At 40.2% G+C, this 18,364-nt stretch carries 16 protein-coding genes; 14 read left to right on the top strand and 2 right to left on the bottom strand.

What is annotated here, in order from left to right; all coding sequences use genetic code 11:
• Positions 1-181: 181 nt before the first annotated feature.
• The 14 genes from RN22_RS15880 to RN22_RS15815 all read left to right on the top strand — a co-directional run bounded on the left by RN22_RS15880 (position 182) and on the right by RN22_RS15815 (position 15,735).
• Positions 182-1,087, top strand: a complete 906-nt coding sequence (locus RN22_RS15880) for a hypothetical protein (RefSeq protein ID WP_156168216.1) — start codon at positions 182-184, stop codon at positions 1,085-1,087.
• A gap of 43 nt (positions 1,088-1,130) precedes the next feature.
• Complete coding sequence (locus RN22_RS15875; RefSeq protein ID WP_046305689.1) at positions 1,131-2,318, top strand: hypothetical protein; 1,188 nt, start codon at positions 1,131-1,133, stop codon at positions 2,316-2,318.
• 227 nt (positions 2,319-2,545) lie between these two features.
• A complete protein-coding gene (locus RN22_RS15870) occupies positions 2,546-3,535 on the top strand; it encodes an O-antigen ligase (protein ID WP_197076307.1) in 990 nt (329 codons plus the stop codon).
• A complete protein-coding gene (locus RN22_RS15865) occupies positions 3,532-4,587 on the top strand; it encodes a glycosyltransferase family 4 protein (RefSeq protein ID WP_046305685.1) in 1,056 nt (351 codons plus the stop codon). The genes RN22_RS15870 and RN22_RS15865 overlap by 4 nt, the downstream gene beginning before the upstream one ends.
• Complete coding sequence (locus RN22_RS15860; protein ID WP_046305683.1) at positions 4,584-6,764, top strand: bi-domain-containing oxidoreductase; 2,181 nt, start codon at positions 4,584-4,586, stop codon at positions 6,762-6,764. The genes RN22_RS15865 and RN22_RS15860 overlap by 4 nt, the downstream gene beginning before the upstream one ends.
• Positions 6,765-6,782: 18 nt before the next feature.
• Entirely contained in the window at positions 6,783-7,943 is a 1,161-nt protein-coding gene (locus RN22_RS15855) for an aspartate-semialdehyde dehydrogenase (protein WP_046305681.1), read from the top strand.
• The gene (locus RN22_RS25635; RefSeq protein WP_046305680.1) at positions 7,943-9,028 is read left to right on the top strand and encodes an acyltransferase family protein; all 1,086 of its coding nucleotides are present in this window, start codon (positions 7,943-7,945) and stop codon (positions 9,026-9,028) included. The genes RN22_RS15855 and RN22_RS25635 overlap by 1 nt, the downstream gene beginning before the upstream one ends.
• Before the next feature lie 141 nt (positions 9,029-9,169).
• Positions 9,170-9,904 carry a WecB/TagA/CpsF family glycosyltransferase gene (locus RN22_RS15845; protein WP_046305679.1) on the top strand — a complete coding sequence of 245 codons (735 nt, stop codon included), beginning with the start codon at positions 9,170-9,172 and terminating at the stop codon, positions 9,902-9,904.
• A 62-nt stretch (positions 9,905-9,966) separates the two neighbouring features.
• The gene (locus tag RN22_RS15840) at positions 9,967-12,117 is read left to right on the top strand and encodes a choice-of-anchor A family protein (protein ID WP_046305678.1); all 2,151 of its coding nucleotides are present in this window, start codon (positions 9,967-9,969) and stop codon (positions 12,115-12,117) included.
• A gap of 97 nt (positions 12,118-12,214) precedes the next feature.
• On the top strand, positions 12,215-12,844 hold the full coding sequence (locus RN22_RS15835) for a hypothetical protein (protein WP_046305677.1): 630 nt from the start codon (positions 12,215-12,217) through the stop codon (positions 12,842-12,844).
• Positions 12,837-13,232 (top strand): VanZ family protein, encoded by a 396-nt coding sequence (locus RN22_RS15830; RefSeq protein ID WP_046305676.1) that lies wholly within the window; start codon positions 12,837-12,839, stop codon positions 13,230-13,232. The genes RN22_RS15835 and RN22_RS15830 overlap by 8 nt, the downstream gene beginning before the upstream one ends.
• A gap of 97 nt (positions 13,233-13,329) precedes the next feature.
• Entirely contained in the window at positions 13,330-13,791 is a 462-nt protein-coding gene (locus tag RN22_RS15825) for a hypothetical protein (RefSeq protein ID WP_046305675.1), read from the top strand.
• Positions 13,792-13,871: 80 nt separating this feature from the next.
• Positions 13,872-15,299, top strand: a complete 1,428-nt coding sequence (locus tag RN22_RS15820; RefSeq protein ID WP_046305674.1) for an O-antigen ligase — start codon at positions 13,872-13,874, stop codon at positions 15,297-15,299.
• Positions 15,292-15,735, top strand: a complete 444-nt coding sequence (locus tag RN22_RS15815) for a low molecular weight protein-tyrosine-phosphatase (protein ID WP_046305673.1) — start codon at positions 15,292-15,294, stop codon at positions 15,733-15,735. Before RN22_RS15820 ends, RN22_RS15815 begins: the two co-directional genes overlap by 8 nt.
• Positions 15,736-15,855: 120 nt before the next feature.
• Here RN22_RS15815 and RN22_RS15810 read toward each other — a convergent pair whose 3' ends face one another.
• Positions 15,856-17,160 carry an inosine/guanosine kinase gene (locus RN22_RS15810; protein WP_046305672.1) on the bottom strand — a complete coding sequence of 435 codons (1,305 nt, stop codon included), beginning with the start codon at positions 17,158-17,160 and terminating at the stop codon, positions 15,856-15,858.
• 130 nt (positions 17,161-17,290) lie between these two features.
• Positions 17,291-18,262 carry a ferrochelatase gene (hemH, locus tag RN22_RS15805; protein ID WP_046305671.1) on the bottom strand — a complete coding sequence of 324 codons (972 nt, stop codon included), beginning with the start codon at positions 18,260-18,262 and terminating at the stop codon, positions 17,291-17,293.
• Between the last annotated feature and the right edge of the window lie 102 nt (positions 18,263-18,364).

Below are 18,364 nucleotides of genomic sequence, written 5' to 3'. Positions count from 1 at the left end.
GCTATTTAGCTTATTACAGATCTACATTGGATATTTATTCACACTTAGCTTTCTATCAAGTGACAGCGTCTTAATAAGACATACTACTATCACTAGCGAAGCATTGTTCATTCCCAAAAACGTAATAACACAGCTAAAAAGATCATACGCCGCGTCAGCAATAGTATTACCTTGCGTTGGGATGCTGTTTATAGAAACACCAAACGACTACTCAATTCTATTGATTATTTTCATTCTTTCATCACTATCATTTGGGTTATCTATATTACTTAGACTTAGGGCTGAATTCTCACACTCCATACTCGCAATTAACGCTTGGAAGATTATATCAATAGTAATTTTCTCTGTGGTTTTGATTGTTAATGGCAGTATAACAAAAAGTATAATCTTGACAGCTGTGATAGCATCATTAATTACATCATTAATATTCACACTATCTCTAACATATAAGAAATTAGTAACATCTATAAAAATTTCAGAACCCACTGGAGGCAATGAAGATTATAAAGAAACTGAAATATTTAAACTTCAGTACACATACCTAATCTCATTTTTATTTTTTGCAATACTAGGAAGTTTTGATAGGGTTTTACTACAATACAGAGTAGATATAAACACATATACATCATATCTATATTTGGTTTCAATGCTGATTTTTCCAATCGGTATAATAGGAAACTACGTAGGATACAGGGAATTGGTGTTTATAAAAAAAGGAAAAAAAATAAATATAACAACTAGCATTGTAAAGGTTTCCAGTTTTTCAACTATACTATTCCTTATTTATTCATCTTTATTATATTTAGCAAGAGACATAATAAACTTAGAGTTTAACTATAAGATTTGGTTGGCAGTACTTATAGTAGTTATTTGCAAGGTTCCGTATTCAATACTATCCGCAGTGGTAGGAGCAAAAGGTGAGTCATCAGACCTAATCACAATAAACCACTTTTTCTTACTGACCCTTGTGGCGGCTTGTATATACACATACTTTCACGGCAACATTTACACTTCAATTTATTTGGTTTCATCAATATGGACACTGAGAGTTATATTCTATTATTGCGTAGCTAAAAAATACACCTAGCCTCGGTTTGTTGGTTTTTAATATAGTTATTATAGAGAAGAAAATGAAAGAATTAATAGTGGTAGCCAAATACTTCCCTCCTATGAAAAACGCGAGGTCTATACAAGCAAAGCTTTTTATTGATGCTTTAACCACCAAATACAAGGTCACACTAGTTACGCTTAATTCTTTTGAAAATTACGAAAACCATAACAGTAAGCTGAGTATATTAAGAGTAGGCAAACCTTCACAACCAGACTCATATGATGTAAATACTCTACAGAGGGTATACAGAAAACTATCCAAGGAGATAAAGGTTACATTTGGTAATGATTGGTCAAATTGCGCGTCAAAAGAATTGTCGAAAATAATAGAAAAAGGGGCTACCGTTGTATCGCTATCCGAACCTTTTGATTCTCATCTAGCTGTGCTAAAAATTCGACGTAAATTGGAATTTAATTGGTTGTGTTTTTATAGCGACCCTTGGCCACACTCTATAATGCCCAAACCATATAGTAACAGTGCCTTACCTTTACTAAGTAGGCTTCAAGAGAAGAAAAGTAGAACTGTTTTAAACTCTGCCGATGGTGTTCTACTTACAAATAGTCGTGCTGTTAACTTCATTGAAAAAAAACTAGACCTTAAGTTGAAGTATAAGTCAGAAATTATAAGACATCAGATGGCTCTTGATATAAAAGAATTAAAAATTGATAAAGATGAAGCTAACCATATTGTTCATATAGGCCATTTATCGAAAGAAAGAGTAAATGTTGATTTTTTTTATAGCCTAGTATCTTCATTAAACACACTAAATATTAGCAAGGTAAAAATAGTAGGTAGAGTATGTGATGGATTCATTCAGTTAATAAAAGAAAAACGATGGAGTGACATATTCGAACTTACCGGCGAACTAAGCCACAAAGATGCATTGAATATTGCTAGGTCGTCCAGAGCAGTACTACTAATAGAAGCAAAGATGGATGACTCACCATTTGTACCGAGTAAACTTGCCGAATACTTCAACTTACCTGTTCCAATCATATGCTTAACTAATGAAAATAGTGAATCCAGCCAACTAATTAGATCTGTAAATAACGGCATTGTAATTACACATGACATGGATAGAAGTACAATGACTTCAAAACTATATGAATTTAAGGATGTGGTTATAAATGAAGATGCATTCTCAAACTATAAACAAATTTTCTCCAGTGACAACATAATTACATCTATAAGCAAGTTGATAAAATGATAAAGCGAAGTTTCATTTTCACACTATTTTTCTTTTTGGTATACCTAGAACCCGTTAGCATATTTGGATTGAAGATATCTTTACTTTGGAAAGGCACTGTACTCGGTTGCCTTCTTCTCGTAGCAATTTCCGACATTAGAATAACTAAGTTAAATCTATTTTATTACTTATATTGCATAAAACATATTGTATCTCTAGGTGCATTAAAGAGCTTTTCAGAGTCATTTATGGAGGTTATAAAAACCTCTACCATACCATTAATACTACATTTTTTTGGAACCATATATAACAGATCACCAGACAGAGCCAACATATTAGTAGAGAAGTCACTATCTTTTATTTCTATCAGCCTACTTCTTTTTAATATTCCATTTATTTTTGGCGTTCTTCCCGAGTTATCTAGTGGCATAGCACTAACTGCTTTAGGAGGAGATAGCACTGGTTACTCTGGTCCATTTCAGAATGGGCATGCTGCCAGCATATCAATGGGTGCGATTGGGCTTATAATGCTATATAAGTTTACTCTGCAGACCAAAAGGATCACTAGAACGTTATACTTATCATTATTCATTTTTTCTCTAATAGTTATATTCAATACTCTTGTGAGAACTGGGCTAATGATGATATTTATTGGGATATTTGTTTACCTATATACATTTTTTGGTATAAAAAGAATACTTCGACTCCTTCCTATTGGGCTACTAATCGCCATCATAGTCGCTTTTTTAGTTTCTGGTGATGAACAATTAATGATGCGCTTGTTCGATGGAAGTGTATATGAACGAGAATATGACCATTGGTTTTACAATATCGGTTCGGGACGCCTGTGGATGGCATGGGCTAATTTAGTTTACTGGTATGAATCCGGCATCATTTCATGGTTGTTTGGCACAGGCATTGGTCCCTCCAAAGATAACATGGAGGTTGTAGTTGGGATTAGAGTATTTTCTCATAATGGATTTGTAGATGCACTTACTCATAATGGCATCATAGGACTTTATTTATATTTAATGGTACTAACACTATCTTATAAACTTATTGCGTCATGTAAGAATAAAGACAAAAGGCTTTATTCTCTAGCATGTTCTATGTTTTTCTCTTATCTCTTATTTGTTTTTTTCCAAGGTGGTAGCAGGTTCTTCCTAGATGTATTGTTTTCCTTAACACTTCTTCAATTGAAATTTAGTAATAGCAATGAACCAGAGAGGTCTCGATGAAGGTTTTAGTTATAGGTACTGACTTAACGAGTAATGGAGGTATAGCTAGTGTCGTTAGAACATTCAATAGCGTAGCCAAAAGTAACAATGTTGAGTATTCTTTATTAAAAACCACCAACTACAAACATTCCAATTTTTTAGTGAACCAACTTTTATTTATTAAAGCTCTGTTCAAATTTTTTTCCATGGTTAGAAATGTAGATCTGGTTCACCTTCAAGGCTCTTCTCATGGAAGTTTCTATCGGAAATCCGTATTCTTATTGTTATCTAAAGCTATAAATAAGCCTGTCATATGGAACTTTCATGCGAGTAGATTTGAAGAGTTCTTCCTTAATAAAACTGGCATTCAAAAAAATTTAATTGGCTGGCTTTTAGGTAAAGCTAACAGTATAGTTGTTCTTAGCAATATACTGAGGATTAATCTACAAGAACACTACAAAATAGACAACGTTACTTCATTGAGGAACCCTGTAGAACCACGTAACCTATCTCATTCAAATCTGTTAGATAGACATACCGACTTATCGAGTTTAAAAGTTCTTTTTCTCGGTTTCTTCCTCAAAAACAAAGGTGTACTTGATTTACTTGAAGCTGCAGAAAACATTGCCGATAAGAACATTGAGTTCCTATTCGCTGGTACTGGAGAATTAGAATCAGCTATTGAAGAAGCTACAAAGAAACCACAATTAACCATAAAAAACTTAGGCTGGCTAGATTCAGATGAAAAGTATTCAGCCATATCTTCATCAGACATACTTGTTTTACCTTCTTATCGAGAAGGTATGCCAATTGTAATTCTAGAAGCAATGTCATTAGGCGTACCTGTAATATCGACGAATATAGCAGCCATACCCGAATTAATTCAACATGATGTAAATGGATACTTGTTAGAGCCTGGAGATATTGATGCTCTTAGTGAGGGTATTCGCAAAATGAAATGTCCTGTTGTCCGTAAAAAATACAGCTCATTATCATTCGATAAAGTGAAAAATTACTATCCTGATGCCGTATTCAAAGATTTAAAAGAAATTTACGAGGAAGTTATTCGATGAAACAAGTTACTCAAACACTAAGAACTGGCGAAGTTGAAGTTAACGAGGTTCCAATTCCCAGCATCAATGATACATCTATCTTAGTTAAAAATACCGTTTCAGTAATAAGTGCTGGTACAGAGAAAACCAAAATAGATATGGGTAAGAAAAACTTGCTACAAAAGGCAAAGGCTCGCCCAGATCTCGTAAAGCAGGTCCTACAGAAAGTTAACACCGAAGGTTTAAGAAAGACTTTACGTACTGTTAAATCGCGTTTGGACTCACCTTCCCCACTAGGATATAGCTGTACCGGAACGGTTGTAGCTGCTGGAGGGCTTGTTGAGGGCATTCAGCCAGGGGACCGAGTTGCGTGTGGTGGGGCCGACTACGCAAATCATGCGGAATTTGTATCAATACCTCGAAATCTAATTGCAAGGGTCCCTGACAATGTATCCGATGAAGAGGCAGCCTTCACTACAGTAGGTGCGATCGCACTTCAAGGTGTAAGGCTAGCGGAACCCAAACTAGGCGAGACCTTTCTTGTATTAGGGTTAGGGCTTTTGGGCCAAATTGCAGTCCAATTACTCCGTGCTAATGGCTGTAACGTTATTGCCACAGACCTTGATATAGCGCTGGTTAATCAAGCCAAAAAATTTGGAGCTATAGCTGCTACTCCAGGCTCTGACATTGCTGGTTTGTGTAAAGAGCTTACGTCAGGGCATGGCGTTGACGGTGTTTTAGTATGTGCAGGTACAGCCAGCAACCAACCTATTGAGTTGTGCGGTGAAGCGACTCGCTCAAAAGGACGCGTTGTCGTGGTGGGAGCTGTGCGAATGGATATACCACGAGAAGATTACTTCAAAAAAGAAATAAGTATCGTAATTTCTAGATCATACGGCCCTGGCCGATATGACCCATTCTACGAAGAAAATGGCAATGATTACCCACTAGCGTATGTTCGGTTTACAGAACAGAGAAATATGCAGACATTTTTGGATCTAATTAGTCAGAAAAAAGTGGATGTAACGTCTTTGGTGTCACATCGTTTTACCGTCGAACAAGCTGCAGAGGCCTATCACCTCATCGAAGGGGCCAAAAAAGAACCTTATCTCGGTATTCTAATGCAATATCAGTCAAATGATTCTTCATTAACACACCCTTCTAGGATAGAAACCAATTCAAACCCAATAAACAGTTCAAAGATAGGGCTATCATTTTTTGGTGCCGGCAATTATGCAACAGCCAGTTTACTGCCACCAATCGTCGAGAATTCAAAGGTACAGCTTAGAGGTTTGGTTACTGCTAGCGGCAGAACCGCTCAAGGTGTAGCAAAACAGTTCGGGTTTTCCTATTGCGCTGCAGAATTCGACGAAATCCTTACCGAAGACACTGATGCAATCATGGTTACCACAAGACATGACACACATGCATCCTCTGTTATAGCCGCAGTCAATGCCCAAAAACATGTGTACGTAGAAAAACCTTTAGCCTTAACAGTTAACGAACTAGCATTGATTGATAACGCAAAGCAATCAAATCCGCATAGCCAAATCATGGTAGGCTTTAACAGAAGATTCGCCCCATGCACCAAGCATGTAATTAACCACTTTAAGCCAATAACAACGCCTCTAATTGTCAATATTAGGGTAAATGCAGGCCATATACCTAAAGAGCATTGGATCCAAGATCCTCATACTGGTGGAGGAAGGATCATTGGTGAAGGTTGCCATTTCGTCGATTTAGCTTCAGCCATAGTCCAAAGTAACCCTAAAACTGTTCATGCTTTTGGAACAGCTCGAAATGATAAATCTGCACTTCTTAATGATAATGTAATCATTAATTTATCTTTTGAAAATGGCTCTGTCGCTTCTATCACCTATATATCCGATGGGTCCAAAGCATTGCAAAAAGAGTATGTTGAAGTTTTTGGTGGCGGAAGATCTGCAGTAATAAATGACTTTAAAGAAGCCATTTTGTATTCAAGTGACACCACCAAAGAAGTATTAAAGCAACCTTCACAAGACAAAGGTCAATCAATGATGATAAATAGCTGGATTGATTCATTGAAATCTGGAGAAAGTTGTATTGACTACAATTGCTTATTATCAAATAGTCTAGCTTCTATAATGGCTGTCGAATCCATGATGATTGGTTCTTCTATGAATGTTGATCTAAGCATTCTTTCAAGCATTGATTAATTGGGGATTTAGTTTTTTATGAAAATTGGGGAAATCACAAAGAAAATTTTTATCGATGCTAAGAACAACGATTTCGCTGGCCAAGATCCTTTTGATGGTTTGAATAGTCGAATTTTCGACTATTTACCATCACTTAGAAAAGGCATATTGGGGCTTTTTTGGATACAATTTCATAAACGTATGCCAATTAATTTTAGACGACTCTGCTTGATTCCTAAAGGCCGTAACCCAAAAGGTATTGGTCTTTTTATCCTAGGCATGATCGAGGAATATAAAATCACTGGCAATCGTGAATATCTTGAAGAGGCCAAACAACTAGGCGATTGGCTACTTAGCCAGCAAAGCGACAACAAAATCTGGCAATACAGTTGTTGGGGTTATCATTTCGATTGGAATGCTAGAGCGTTTTTCGTTCCAAAAGGAAAACCAAACGTAATTACTACTATTTACGTAGCACAGGCATTACTTGAACTCAGTGAGGTTACTGGCGATTTACGCTACAAAAAGCCCGCATTAGATGCAGCAAATTTTATAGTAAATTCACTCTATACAAAACATGAGGGTCGAAAATTCTTCGCTTATATACCCGGTGAAAATGTTTTTGTTCATAATGCTAGCCTTTGGGGTGCAGCATGGGTAGCCAAAGTGGCTTCACTTACAGATAACATTCATTATAAAAACCTTGCTCTGCAAGTAGCAAGGCAATCAGTAAAAGAGCAGAAAGACGATGGTTCATGGGTTTACGGCACTCGTCACCACCATCAATTTATCGATGGTTTTCATACCGGTTATAATTTAGAAGCACTGGATGTCATTAGCCGCTCTCTAAAAACCAACGAGTTCGACGAGGCAATAGAGAAAGGATTACGTTATTATAAATCTAACCTTTTCGAAGCCAACGGAACAGCAAAATACTATAGTGACAACCTCTATCCACTAGATATGCATAGCGTCTCTCAAGCAATACTAACTCTATTGAAAGTAGGAAAAACAAAAGATGACCTATTATTAACGGAAAAAATTATCGAAACATCCATTAAGCAAATGTATTTGCCAAAAGAAAATAGATTTATATATCAGTCGGGTCGGTATTTTTCCAATAAGGTCAATTACATGCGTTGGACTCAAGCGTGGGTATATTATTCTTTTTCTTTTTACGAAAAAAATAAGGCTTCATAATGCGATATCACGGATTAGACTTCACACGTGCTATTTTAATGATGCTTGGTGTTGTAATACATTCCTCAGTAGCATTTGCTATCGACGTTAATTCTCGGGCAGTACTAAACCATAGTAATGGTGTCTATAATATTATTATAGACTTTATTCATATTTTCAGGATGTCATCTTTTTACTTACTATCAGGTTTTTTCTTTACAATGTTGGTTGAAAGAAAAACCTACAGAAATGCCATAAAAAACAGAATGATTGTATTAGGGGTTCCTTTAATTTTCGCAGGAGCAACTATAAATACATTACTTAACCTTACAAGTCATAACTTTGACTTCAATACTCTATATAGATACATAGTCTATGGCGAATGGCTCGCACATTTGTGGTTTATAGGAAACCTGATCATTTACTGTATAATTTCCTACCCTTTAGTTAAATACAGCATAATAAACAAGACAAAAATAAAAAGATTAAAAAAGTGGATGATTGTATTCTCATACTTTCTCATTCCCATTTTTACAATATTCCTAAAACTATTATCGCAGCCTATGTATAGTGAAACTTTTATGTTTGTTGATGTGGGACTGCTTTTCTATCATTATAGCTACTTCGCATTTGGAATTTTAATATGGCATGCTAGAGAAGAATTCTTCCGCATAGCAAACATTAAGAATTCCACTATAGCAATTATTGCCACGGTTTCTATTTATTTGTTATCAGAACTAACTGATAACAAATATATGGTTTATATTGCCGATCTTTATATTGTCTTATTGCTATCATTCTCAATAATTTCAATGCTAAACCTTTTAGGGAAGCGGGGATATATCACCTCATTTTTAAGCAGTTGTAGCTATACTGTGTATTTACTACATCCATTAATGATTAACATTTTAGTTATTACCATAGGAGACACATTAAACAAACTCAATGTTCACTTTTCTTTTTTTATTCTAGTTACACTGTGTCTTATTTTAACTATAACCAGCCATTATTTAATAATTGAAAAAGTAAGGCCATTGAAATTCCTTTTAAATGGAAAGAACGTGAAAAAATCGGGGGGCAATCAAAACCCCACCCTCCAACATTAAATTGAATTTCATATAGTCATTTATGTATTTGTCTTTCCATATCTAACAAATAAAACATTTTATACAGCGTCATAATTCAGTAGTTACACCTTACACCATATTCAAAGTCACACCTCGATTCATTAAAAAATGAGAGTACCTATGAAACGTATTGAATTTTTAGACTCCCCCATGGATGTAGGGACGATGTCAGAAACTGTATCTCTTATAGAAGACAGAATTGAACGTGGAGAGTTTCTGCAACATGTCGTCGTTAATGTTGCAAAGATCGTTAACATGCGTAGAGATAAAAAATTGGCCGAATCTGTTAGCGCCTGTGACATTATCAATATTGATGGCATGGGTGTCGTTTTTGGAGCTAGATTTCTCGGACATCATATCCCGGAACGTGTCGCTGGTGTTGATTTATTCCATGAGCTTTTAAGAATGAGTGCCATCCGAGAATTTCCAGTGTTTCTATTAGGAGCAACGGATGAAGTAGTTAAAAAGACTCATGACAAAGCCATGGAACTATATCCTAACCTAGATATAGCAGGATATAATGACGGATATTTTTGGGAAAACGAAGAAGAAGTCGTCAAAAAAATAAGGAACTCCGGGGCAAAATTATTATTTGTAGCTATAACCTCTCCCAAAAAAGAAAACTTTATAAACAAGTGGAAAGATCATCTTGGTGTTGATTTCGTCATGGGCGTTGGGGGGACTTTTGACGTGGTTGCAGGAAAAGTTAGTCGAGCTCCACTATGGATGCAAAAATATGGATTTGAGTGGCTGTATCGAGTTTATCAAGAACCTCGAAGAATGTGGCGTCGTTACTTAGTCACCAACTCAAGGTTTGCCTGGATGTTGATAAAAAGGAAATTTTTATCTCGATAACACATCGTGATAATTCTTTTTCATACAGACGTTTACCATTAAAGATTTAATCAGGGAAAGAAATGAAAAAAATACTTGGTATATTAATTTTAACCTTCGCCGCTAACACCAATGCCATAACAAATGATTATAGTGCTTTAATATTTGGTAATTTTAGTTCTCCACATTCATCGAGTGAGGGCCCACTGGCCGTTGCAGGAAATGCATCGCTAAACGGATATAGTATACTGTATGGCGAGGACTCATTTCCAGCAACCAGTCACTCTCTGATTGTCGGAGGGGATTTGAACTACGTAAATGGACGACTATATCAAGGAAGTGGTGTTGTTGGTGGTGATACATCCAATGTGTCTGAATCAATATACTTGGGGTTGGCAAATGGTAGCACCATTACTGGGTACTCCGACATGCCAATTGATTTCAACGCGCTTGAGAACAAGCATCAGGTGCTATCCAACAACCTAAGCAAGTTAGATAGTAACGGAAGTGTAACGCTTCAATGGGGTGGGTTATATTTAGAGGGTGACTGTCTTAGTGATGTTCAAGTTTTCAATTTGGACGGTTTCGAACTTGAAAAGGCACATTCGATATATCTACAGTGCATACCTGATGAAGCTACTATTATTGTAAATATTAGTGGTGATAAACCTGATTTCAAACCATTGAGTAATATTAGTTTATCTGACTTTTCTCCCCATAAACAAAAAGCAGTATTTAATATTTTCGAAGCTACCTCGCTGAGCTTATCAGGTGTATCTATTGAAGGATTGGTACTGTCTCCTTATGCCGATATTGTTGCACCATCTGGTTCTTCAAACGTTGGAATAATAGCCAATAGCTGGAAAGGCTCAATGTCATTGGGTTATTTGCCCTTCAATGGCCAGCTACCGACCCCTACTCTAAATACTCAGCTAAAGTGGCATTGGAGCGGAAGTAGTATTTTCCCCGACTTTAATCAAGTAATGATGACACCAGTAGTAGGACAACTTAATGATGACAATGGCGATGGAGAAATCAATCACCTTGATGTTGCAGACATTGTTATAACGTCATTTAACGGATCTAACTATGCAAAGCCGGGTATTGTTAGAGCGTTAAGCGGAGTGGATGGCTCAGATCTTTGGAACTACGAAGATGGTGCTATTTTTGCTGACCCTCGATATTCACCAGCGATAGCTGATGTGGACAACGACGGCCTGGTTGAAGTGATAGTCGCTAATCGTGAAGATAAATTTATTAACATTCTCAGCCATAGTGGAAGGATTAAAAAGCAAATTGAGCGTTATGGAAGAAGTGTTAGCAACATCGGTGTCAGCGATATAAATCAAGACGGTATACCCGAAATTTTGAACGCTGATGCCGTATATAGTTCTGATACCGGTTTTTTGTTTTCTCATGCTTGGTCACCAAGCGCGATCTCTTTCAAAGCCACAAACGCTTCTGAGCAAGTTATTTTTGCTGGAGGTAACCTCTACGATTCGGTTGGCCAACTCCTTTGGTCTCACCCGAAAGGTAAAGGTGCTTGGTTTTCTGCCGTGGCAGATACAGATGGCAATGGCACTCCAGAGTTGATTGTTTCTGTACCAGGGTCGTACAACAATAGCCATTACTTTGCGCTCGTCGATGAAGACGGTACGGTAATCTGGGAGTTAGATAAAGGACTCGCACATGGTGGCGGCGTCCAAGCCATATCCGCATTTTTAGAGGATGGGGACTTAGGGATTGCATATTCAGGCTATAAAAGCGTAGACATGCATGATGTGGACGGTAATTTGGTATGGACTCGCGAGATTAGTGACGGTACTAGCGGAAAAATTGGTGTAAGTGCCTTTGATTTTGATGCAGATGGAAGTGATGAGCTTATTATTCAAGATCAACTTGGCGTACAAGTACTCCATGGAGCGACCGGTGAATCATTGCTATCAGTAGCAAATTCTAGTGCTACGCTCTGGGAATATCCTATCCTTGTTGACCTAGAAGGTGATGATAATGCAGAGTTAATTGTTGTTTCTAACGATTATGATTCCCGTTTCAACACGCATCGAGGCGTGCGCGTTTTTGAGTCTAATGGCAATCAATGGAAAAACGCTACTCGCATCTGGAACCAGCACTCTTACCATCAAACCAACATTACGCAAGATGGTAAAATTCCACAGTACGAAATGCCTAGCTGGCTTCTCAACAACACCTATCGTTCTAGTACATTAAGGTAAAAGCAATATGGACTTGGAAGCGAATAACGCTCCAAGTCCAGCTTTGGTTTGACAAAAGGAAATTAAATTTGAAACTTATTGGGATGCTAAGCTGCATATGAAACTTTATTTTGTTTCTGTAACTGCACTTTTTTTCGCGTTGTTATTGGCCGTCTTAGCTCCACTTTCTCTTGAAGATGCACTAACTGCAAACGCAATAACGACTAGGCTCGATTCTTTTTCACAACATCCCAACCAGCCATTACGTAAAAACGATGAGCAGCTAATGGAAGCGGCATTAGCTTCATCGGCGACCGCTCACCAGTTAAACAGCATTGTGCTCTTCGACCAGTGGATGTCATACCTTGAAAAAAAGGATGAGTCCTACCTTGATTCACAATCAGTTCTGCAGACCAGTACCCACATAAGACCCACTTGGTCCAATACTTACGTTGAGTTAGCAAAGCTCTCAGAATCAAAGCGTGAGCGCGATAGATACATTCATTTAGCTTCACTTTTCGGCCCATATGCCCCATCGAGTCGATTACTCATGATTGAGTATACTTTTACAAGGTGGGAAAAAGCAGATTTGGATGAACAAGTTTTGGCATCTAAACATCTTGTTTCTTTGGCTCGTATATGGCGTCACAGAGAAGCGCTGGAGACTATGATTTCTTACTCCTCCGCGAAACAAAGAATGTGTAACCTGCTTGCTTTCAACACTATTAGGGTCAAAGCCTGTGTATAGCGTTCATAAAGCTCCGTTTTTTATCCTCATCGCAATGTTGTCTTTCTTGGGTGGTGCTTCAGTACTGAAATCTGCCGGTATTTGGGGCAACCATATAAAAGCAACTGAACTCATGATCGGTGGTGCCATTTATCTGCATATGTTTGGCTCTGTCGCGCTGGGCATACTCTGCCGCCTAGCCTCATCGAAGGGAATTATTTTAGGGCTTCCCGTTACAACTCTCTTTGTCCTGATCTTGGTCGTACTAGACGAATCACTGCAGTCCCAGATCCCATCAAGACAGTTTTCCTGGCTGGATATGATCGTCAATGTTTTTGGCGTACTGCTTGGTACATATTTTTGCAGTCTAATTGCGACACTTCAGTCAAAAGCAAAAGCCATTCACTGATTGAGCTTTTCTAATTGCTTTGAAGTTATCTTTAATCATTTTAACTTTGATATAGTCTTTTTAATCAGACTCTTGAAAACACTTTCAAGGAAAAAACATGAAGATTACCACCACCATTTTCGGTGTAACAAGCTTGGCTTTGTCATCAATGGCCTTTGCTTTCGAAAGTGACGAACAGCGTCAATCCATCATTTCACAACTCGGTGATGTTCCAAGCGAGGAAACATACCAGAACGTTTTGTTTGAAAACGCCGAGTTCGCAGTTGAAATCCTCGCTTTATTGTTGGAGATGGAAGGCGTCGACCCTCAGTTCGCGATTCAGGCAGCAATGACCGCCGCGCCGGACAAAGCGATTGAAATTGCGCAGTTTGCCCGAGATGCAGGGATTGCCAACGAAAACATTACGACTGCGGCACTGTTGGCTGGGCTTGACCCAACAGAAATCGCAGAAGCAACCGCGGCTGGTATCCAAACCGCTGCCGTTGGCCCTGCTCCACCATCAGCGCCGGCAGTCGGCGGCCAAGGTGGGGGTGGTGAAGACGTCATCTCTCCAAACTAATCATTTTCAGAAAAGATTCACCCCACCAAAGCCCAGCGTTCGTTGGGCTTTTTGTTGTACTCACAAATTGAGTGATTCACATGGCGTCTATTGAAAAATCCTCGTTCTATTCCCTACTCGCGCTTATCATTTGGTTACCTATCCCCCTTGGGAGCAATCGAGATTGGGCATGGTCAATTGCGGAATTCTGGATAGCATTTCAATCAATACTGCTGATCATCGCCTATCGGGGGAATTTACCTTTCGAGCCGTTAAAGCATTACAAATGGCTTCTTTCTGGTTTGGCACTGTTCCAGCTATGGGTATTGTTTCAAACTCTTCCTCTTCCTTGGGAAGTACTAGCCGTCTTTTCTGGAAAAAGTGCCGAGATTTACCAACTCGTTGGAGCACCCGAAGGTTTTATTTCCCTTGATTCTCGAATGACATTGGCGTCTCTTTTCAAAGGGATTGCCTACACCATGCTGGTTTTCAACGCCATATATCTCGTGAACTCCAGTAAGCGACTTAAGCAAGTGGTATTGGTAATTGTGGTTAGCGGCACCTTACAGGCCTTCTACGCAGCAATGGTCGTTTTGCTTGATATCGAAGAGAGCCTGATATTTGGTTATAGTGAAAAAGGGATTGCCACTGGCTCTTTTGTTTACAAGAACCACTTAGCAAATTATTTGATGATGACGCTTTGTATGGGTATTGGCCTTATCGTCTCTCAGCTTCATACCTCCCCTTCCGAGTCGCGCCATATGTTTGTTAAACGACTGATGGAAGGTATTCTCAGCCGGAAAATGTATATACGCCTCTGCCTTGTGATCATGGTGATTGCGTTGGTAATGACACGTTCGAGAATGGGAAATACTGCTTTTTTTGCCGCGACAGCAATCGGTGGTTTACTTGCATTGGTGTTTTATAAAAATAAGCCACGTGCTTTAACCATCTTGGTGGGCAGTGTTATTGCTGTCGACACAATCGTTGTGGGTGCCTTATTCGGGCTGGAAAAGGTTAAACAGCGCTTGGTTGAAACCTCCCTTGGCGCGGAGTCCCGCGATCAGGTGGTGGTATGGTCACTGTATATTATCAGGGACTTCCCTTTCACCGGCACTGGTATGGCGAGCTTTTACACGGTCTTTCCCATGTATTCCAAGGCCGATATTGGGTTCTATGACCATGCCCATAATGACTATATCCAGTTTATGGTCGAAGCAGGAATTCCAGCGACATTGCTTTTAGGCATCGTGGTACTTTTGGCCTTTGCGCGCGCCTTCCATACGATTCGGAAAAGACATAGCCGAACAATGAAAGGAATAGCGCTGGGTTGTATCATGTCCATCATTGGTATGCTCATTCATATCAGTGTGGATTTTAACCTTCAGCCAATGGCGAATGCGCTGACATTTATCCTGATACTCTTCATTGCCAATGCATGTTCGGCTTTACCTGCTTTGGGGCAGTTAGTCTCTATACCCCCGAAATCAAATCAGGTAGATCGCTTAAAGGAGTCCGAACATGTTTAAGCACATTCTCGTGGTGTGTACTGGGAATATCTGCCGGTCACCAATTGCAGAGGCTTTGCTAAAGAAGCTTTTGCCAGAATTTGTCATTGAATCAGCCGGCACTGCAGTTACCAAGAGCAATCTTCTTGACGCAATGGCTCATCCATATAGCCAGCAAGTATGTCACGAAAATGGCCTTGATATTTCTAACCACAATGCGCGTCAGCTTTCGCCAGAGCTTTGCGATGGCTTTGATTTAATTTTGGTGATGTCCCATGAGCATATTGAGGAAGTCGCGCTGCTTTCTCCAGGTTCGAGAGGCAAAACCATGCTAATCGGCCAATGGATTGGCCTTAGCGATATCGAAGATCCCATCCTTGAGCCCAAAGCGTCTTTTGATACCCTTTATCACACACTCGTCCGCGCGACGAATACATGGGCTAAGAGACTGTCTTAAGCCCAACGACTCCAGTTCATTCGAGTCGTTCTCCCTACCAATTAAAAAATCCGCCCAAGTGGCGGATTTTTTTAAAGTCGCTAATCACAACTCAGTTGGTGCTTAGTTAAGTCGAAGAGATTAACGTTCCCAGTACGCTTCTTCTAAAGAATCCTCTTTCTCTGGCAGGCCACGAGACAAACGTGGTGAATGCTGCGCCAGCACTTCATAGCTTACACGGTTGGCGTATTTACATACCTGAGAGAACGAGCTGTAGGTCAGGAACGAATGGGCGTGCTTGCTGGAGTTTGGCACGTTATCACGGTGATAGCGATTTGCAGACATATCATGTAGTACCGCTGACAATGCACCATCACCCGCACCGTTGGTGTTCTTTATACGCTCTGGGCCACCCATGTAAGGCGCAATGTGTGAGTAAACCTTAAATGGGTTTTCACAGTCCGACTTTTTCATTGGGCGGCTGAATTCGTAGCGGTTGAATTCGGCAATTGAGCCAGGCAACAACGGCAAGCTGGTTTCACGCTTGGCTTCTTCTTCCGTGTAGCCAGCCATGTAAAGTCCCACAGGACCAGCTGTACATAGCACCATGTCTACCCACTCAAGGGTTTTGTCTGCCGCCAACAAAGGATCAGACTCACCAGTCAGCGCTTCCGCTTCTTCTTCGTTCATTGCAACAACAGAAACATGCTCTGACAGGAAGTCACGCCACCATTGCGGATTGTTTTGAATCACGTACTTGGTGCCCATAGTCATTACCACAGGTACGTCGTGTTTCTTCGCATATTCGATCGCTTTCATCGTCGCTTCAGGCATTGGGTCACCCTCCTTGCAGCGAACCAGATAAGCGGTCAGTACCAATGCAGATGCATTTTTGAAGATATGCTCTGGGATAGAGTCTGCGTGAAGCTGGTTCATCAAACCTTCGCTGATAGCGAAAGTACGCTCACCTTCTTCACTGATCAGCGTGTAACAACGACCAATTGGCCCTTGAACTGCCTGCAAGTAGTTAAGGTCCATGCGGCTTGAAGTGTTACAAAGATAGCGATATGCATAGCTGCCGATCGTGATGTCTTGGCTCATGACACCAAGCAGAATAGACTTGTCGTCGGCAAGCGTTGAGTAGTTGTGCAACGTATTACCAATAGTACCGCCTGCAAACTCGTGACTAACCATGTTGTTATCTTTGAGTTCTTGATACAGCGCTTCTGCGCGCTTGTCATCAATCACCAAAGAATGCCCTTTACTCAACTCGTATTTCGCAACGAAATCGTCGGCTACTTTCGCTTCAATATCCACCAGCGTCTGGTCGATACCGATAACATGTGGACGTTTCAGCTTGCGCTGCTCGCTCGCTTGCACCAAAAGTGGATCGCGTGCATGGACAGGAAAGTAATGCTTAGACTTGCGTTGGCCCGGGAATTTCATGATTCAATGCGTCGTTGTTGTGGCGAAAGTGCGAATTCTATCACACAAATTTCAGCGAGGAATCTTTCGGACAAAAATATGCCCGGGTGAAAAATCAGCCCGGGCATAAAACGAAAATGAAAAGAAGGCGTTACCAACTTTTGGTATTTCGTTCTACCAACAGCTTCATCATGTCGATATGAGCAGGAGAATCATTGAGGCAAGGGATGTATCTGAATGACTCGCCGCCAGCTTCCATAAAGCTCTCATGGCACTGCTCAGAAATCTCTTCCAATGTCTCCAAACAATCCGCAGAGAACGCCGGCGTAATCACATCCAGACGCTTCACCCCTTCACTTGGCAATCTTTCTAGCGTTTTGTCGGTATAGGGCTGTAGCCACTCTTCACGACCAAAACGCGACTGGAATGTCGTTTTCAGCGGTACATCGCTGGACAATCTTGCCACCAGTTTTTCTGTTGTTCCTATACAGTGACTCTGGTACGGGTCACCGTTGTCTGCGTAGCGTTTTGGAATGCCGTGATAAGAGCAAAGCAGCATGTCAGGTTTACCATGCTCTGCCCAGTGGGCTTCAACCGATTGCGCCAGCGCTTCGATATAGCTGTCTTCACTGTAGTAGTGGTTCACAAAACGGAACTCTGGTAATTCGGGCATTTGCTTCAGTGATTTCGCAATTTTGTCGAAAACAGCCGCTGTCGTGGTGCGCGAGTACTGCGGATAAAGCGGCAGCACGAGAATTTTATTACAGCCTTTGGCTTTTAACGCTTCAACACCCGTCAGAATGCTTGGGTTGCCATACGTCATGCCGAGCTCAACAGGTAATCCCGCTTCCCGCTCCAACGCCTCTTTTTGACGCTTGGAGTAGACCATCAGTGGTGAACCTTCTTCCATCCAGACGGTTTGATAGAGTTTTGCTACCTTGGGAGAACGCACAGGCAAGATAATCCCGTGCAATAGCGGACACCACAGCCAACGTGTCATATCGACGACACGCTGATCATGAAGAAATTCGCTGAGAAAGGCTTTTACTGCTTGTGCGGTCGGTGCTTCCGGTGTGCCGAGGTTAGCCAGCAATACTCCTACTTTGTTGTTTTTGTTTTCCATTTCGTCCTGCAACACAGATTGTTTTACCCCGAGGATACCACTACTTTTCTTTGGGAGAAAAAGATCAAAAAAGGGCAATCGTATTGATTGCCCTTTTTTTAA

The organism is Grimontia sp. AD028 (assembly GCF_000973155.1).
Classification (GTDB): domain Bacteria; phylum Pseudomonadota; class Gammaproteobacteria; order Enterobacterales; family Vibrionaceae; genus Enterovibrio; species Enterovibrio indicus.
This window is presented reverse-complemented; position numbering and strand designations above follow the sequence as displayed.

Excerpts from the sequence above, each read along its gene's own strand:
- RN22_RS15870 (WP_197076307.1), top strand. The coding sequence starts at position 2,546 with ATGGAGGTTATAAAAACCTCTACCATACCATTAATACTACATTTTTTT.
- RN22_RS15820 (WP_046305674.1), top strand. The coding sequence starts at position 13,872 with ATGGCGTCTATTGAAAAATCCTCGTTCTATTCCCTACTCGCGCTTATC.
- RN22_RS15810 (WP_046305672.1), bottom strand. The coding sequence starts at position 17,160 with ATGAAATTCCCGGGCCAACGCAAGTCTAAGCATTACTTTCCTGTCCAT.
- RN22_RS15855 (WP_046305681.1), top strand. The coding sequence starts at position 6,783 with ATGAAAATTGGGGAAATCACAAAGAAAATTTTTATCGATGCTAAGAAC.
- RN22_RS15875 (WP_046305689.1), top strand. The coding sequence starts at position 1,131 with ATGAAAGAATTAATAGTGGTAGCCAAATACTTCCCTCCTATGAAAAAC.
- RN22_RS15835 (WP_046305677.1), top strand. The coding sequence starts at position 12,215 with ATGAAACTTTATTTTGTTTCTGTAACTGCACTTTTTTTCGCGTTGTTA.
- RN22_RS15815 (WP_046305673.1), top strand. The coding sequence starts at position 15,292 with ATGTTTAAGCACATTCTCGTGGTGTGTACTGGGAATATCTGCCGGTCA.
- RN22_RS15840 (WP_046305678.1), top strand. The coding sequence starts at position 9,967 with ATGAAAAAAATACTTGGTATATTAATTTTAACCTTCGCCGCTAACACC.
- hemH (WP_046305671.1), bottom strand. The coding sequence starts at position 18,262 with ATGGAAAACAAAAACAACAAAGTAGGAGTATTGCTGGCTAACCTCGGC.
- RN22_RS15865 (WP_046305685.1), top strand. The coding sequence starts at position 3,532 with ATGAAGGTTTTAGTTATAGGTACTGACTTAACGAGTAATGGAGGTATA.
- RN22_RS15845 (WP_046305679.1), top strand. The coding sequence starts at position 9,170 with ATGAAACGTATTGAATTTTTAGACTCCCCCATGGATGTAGGGACGATG.
- RN22_RS15825 (WP_046305675.1), top strand. The coding sequence starts at position 13,330 with ATGAAGATTACCACCACCATTTTCGGTGTAACAAGCTTGGCTTTGTCA.
- RN22_RS15880 (WP_156168216.1), top strand. The coding sequence starts at position 182 with ATGCTGTTTATAGAAACACCAAACGACTACTCAATTCTATTGATTATT.
- RN22_RS25635 (WP_046305680.1), top strand. The coding sequence starts at position 7,943 with ATGCGATATCACGGATTAGACTTCACACGTGCTATTTTAATGATGCTT.
- RN22_RS15860 (WP_046305683.1), top strand. The coding sequence starts at position 4,584 with ATGAAACAAGTTACTCAAACACTAAGAACTGGCGAAGTTGAAGTTAAC.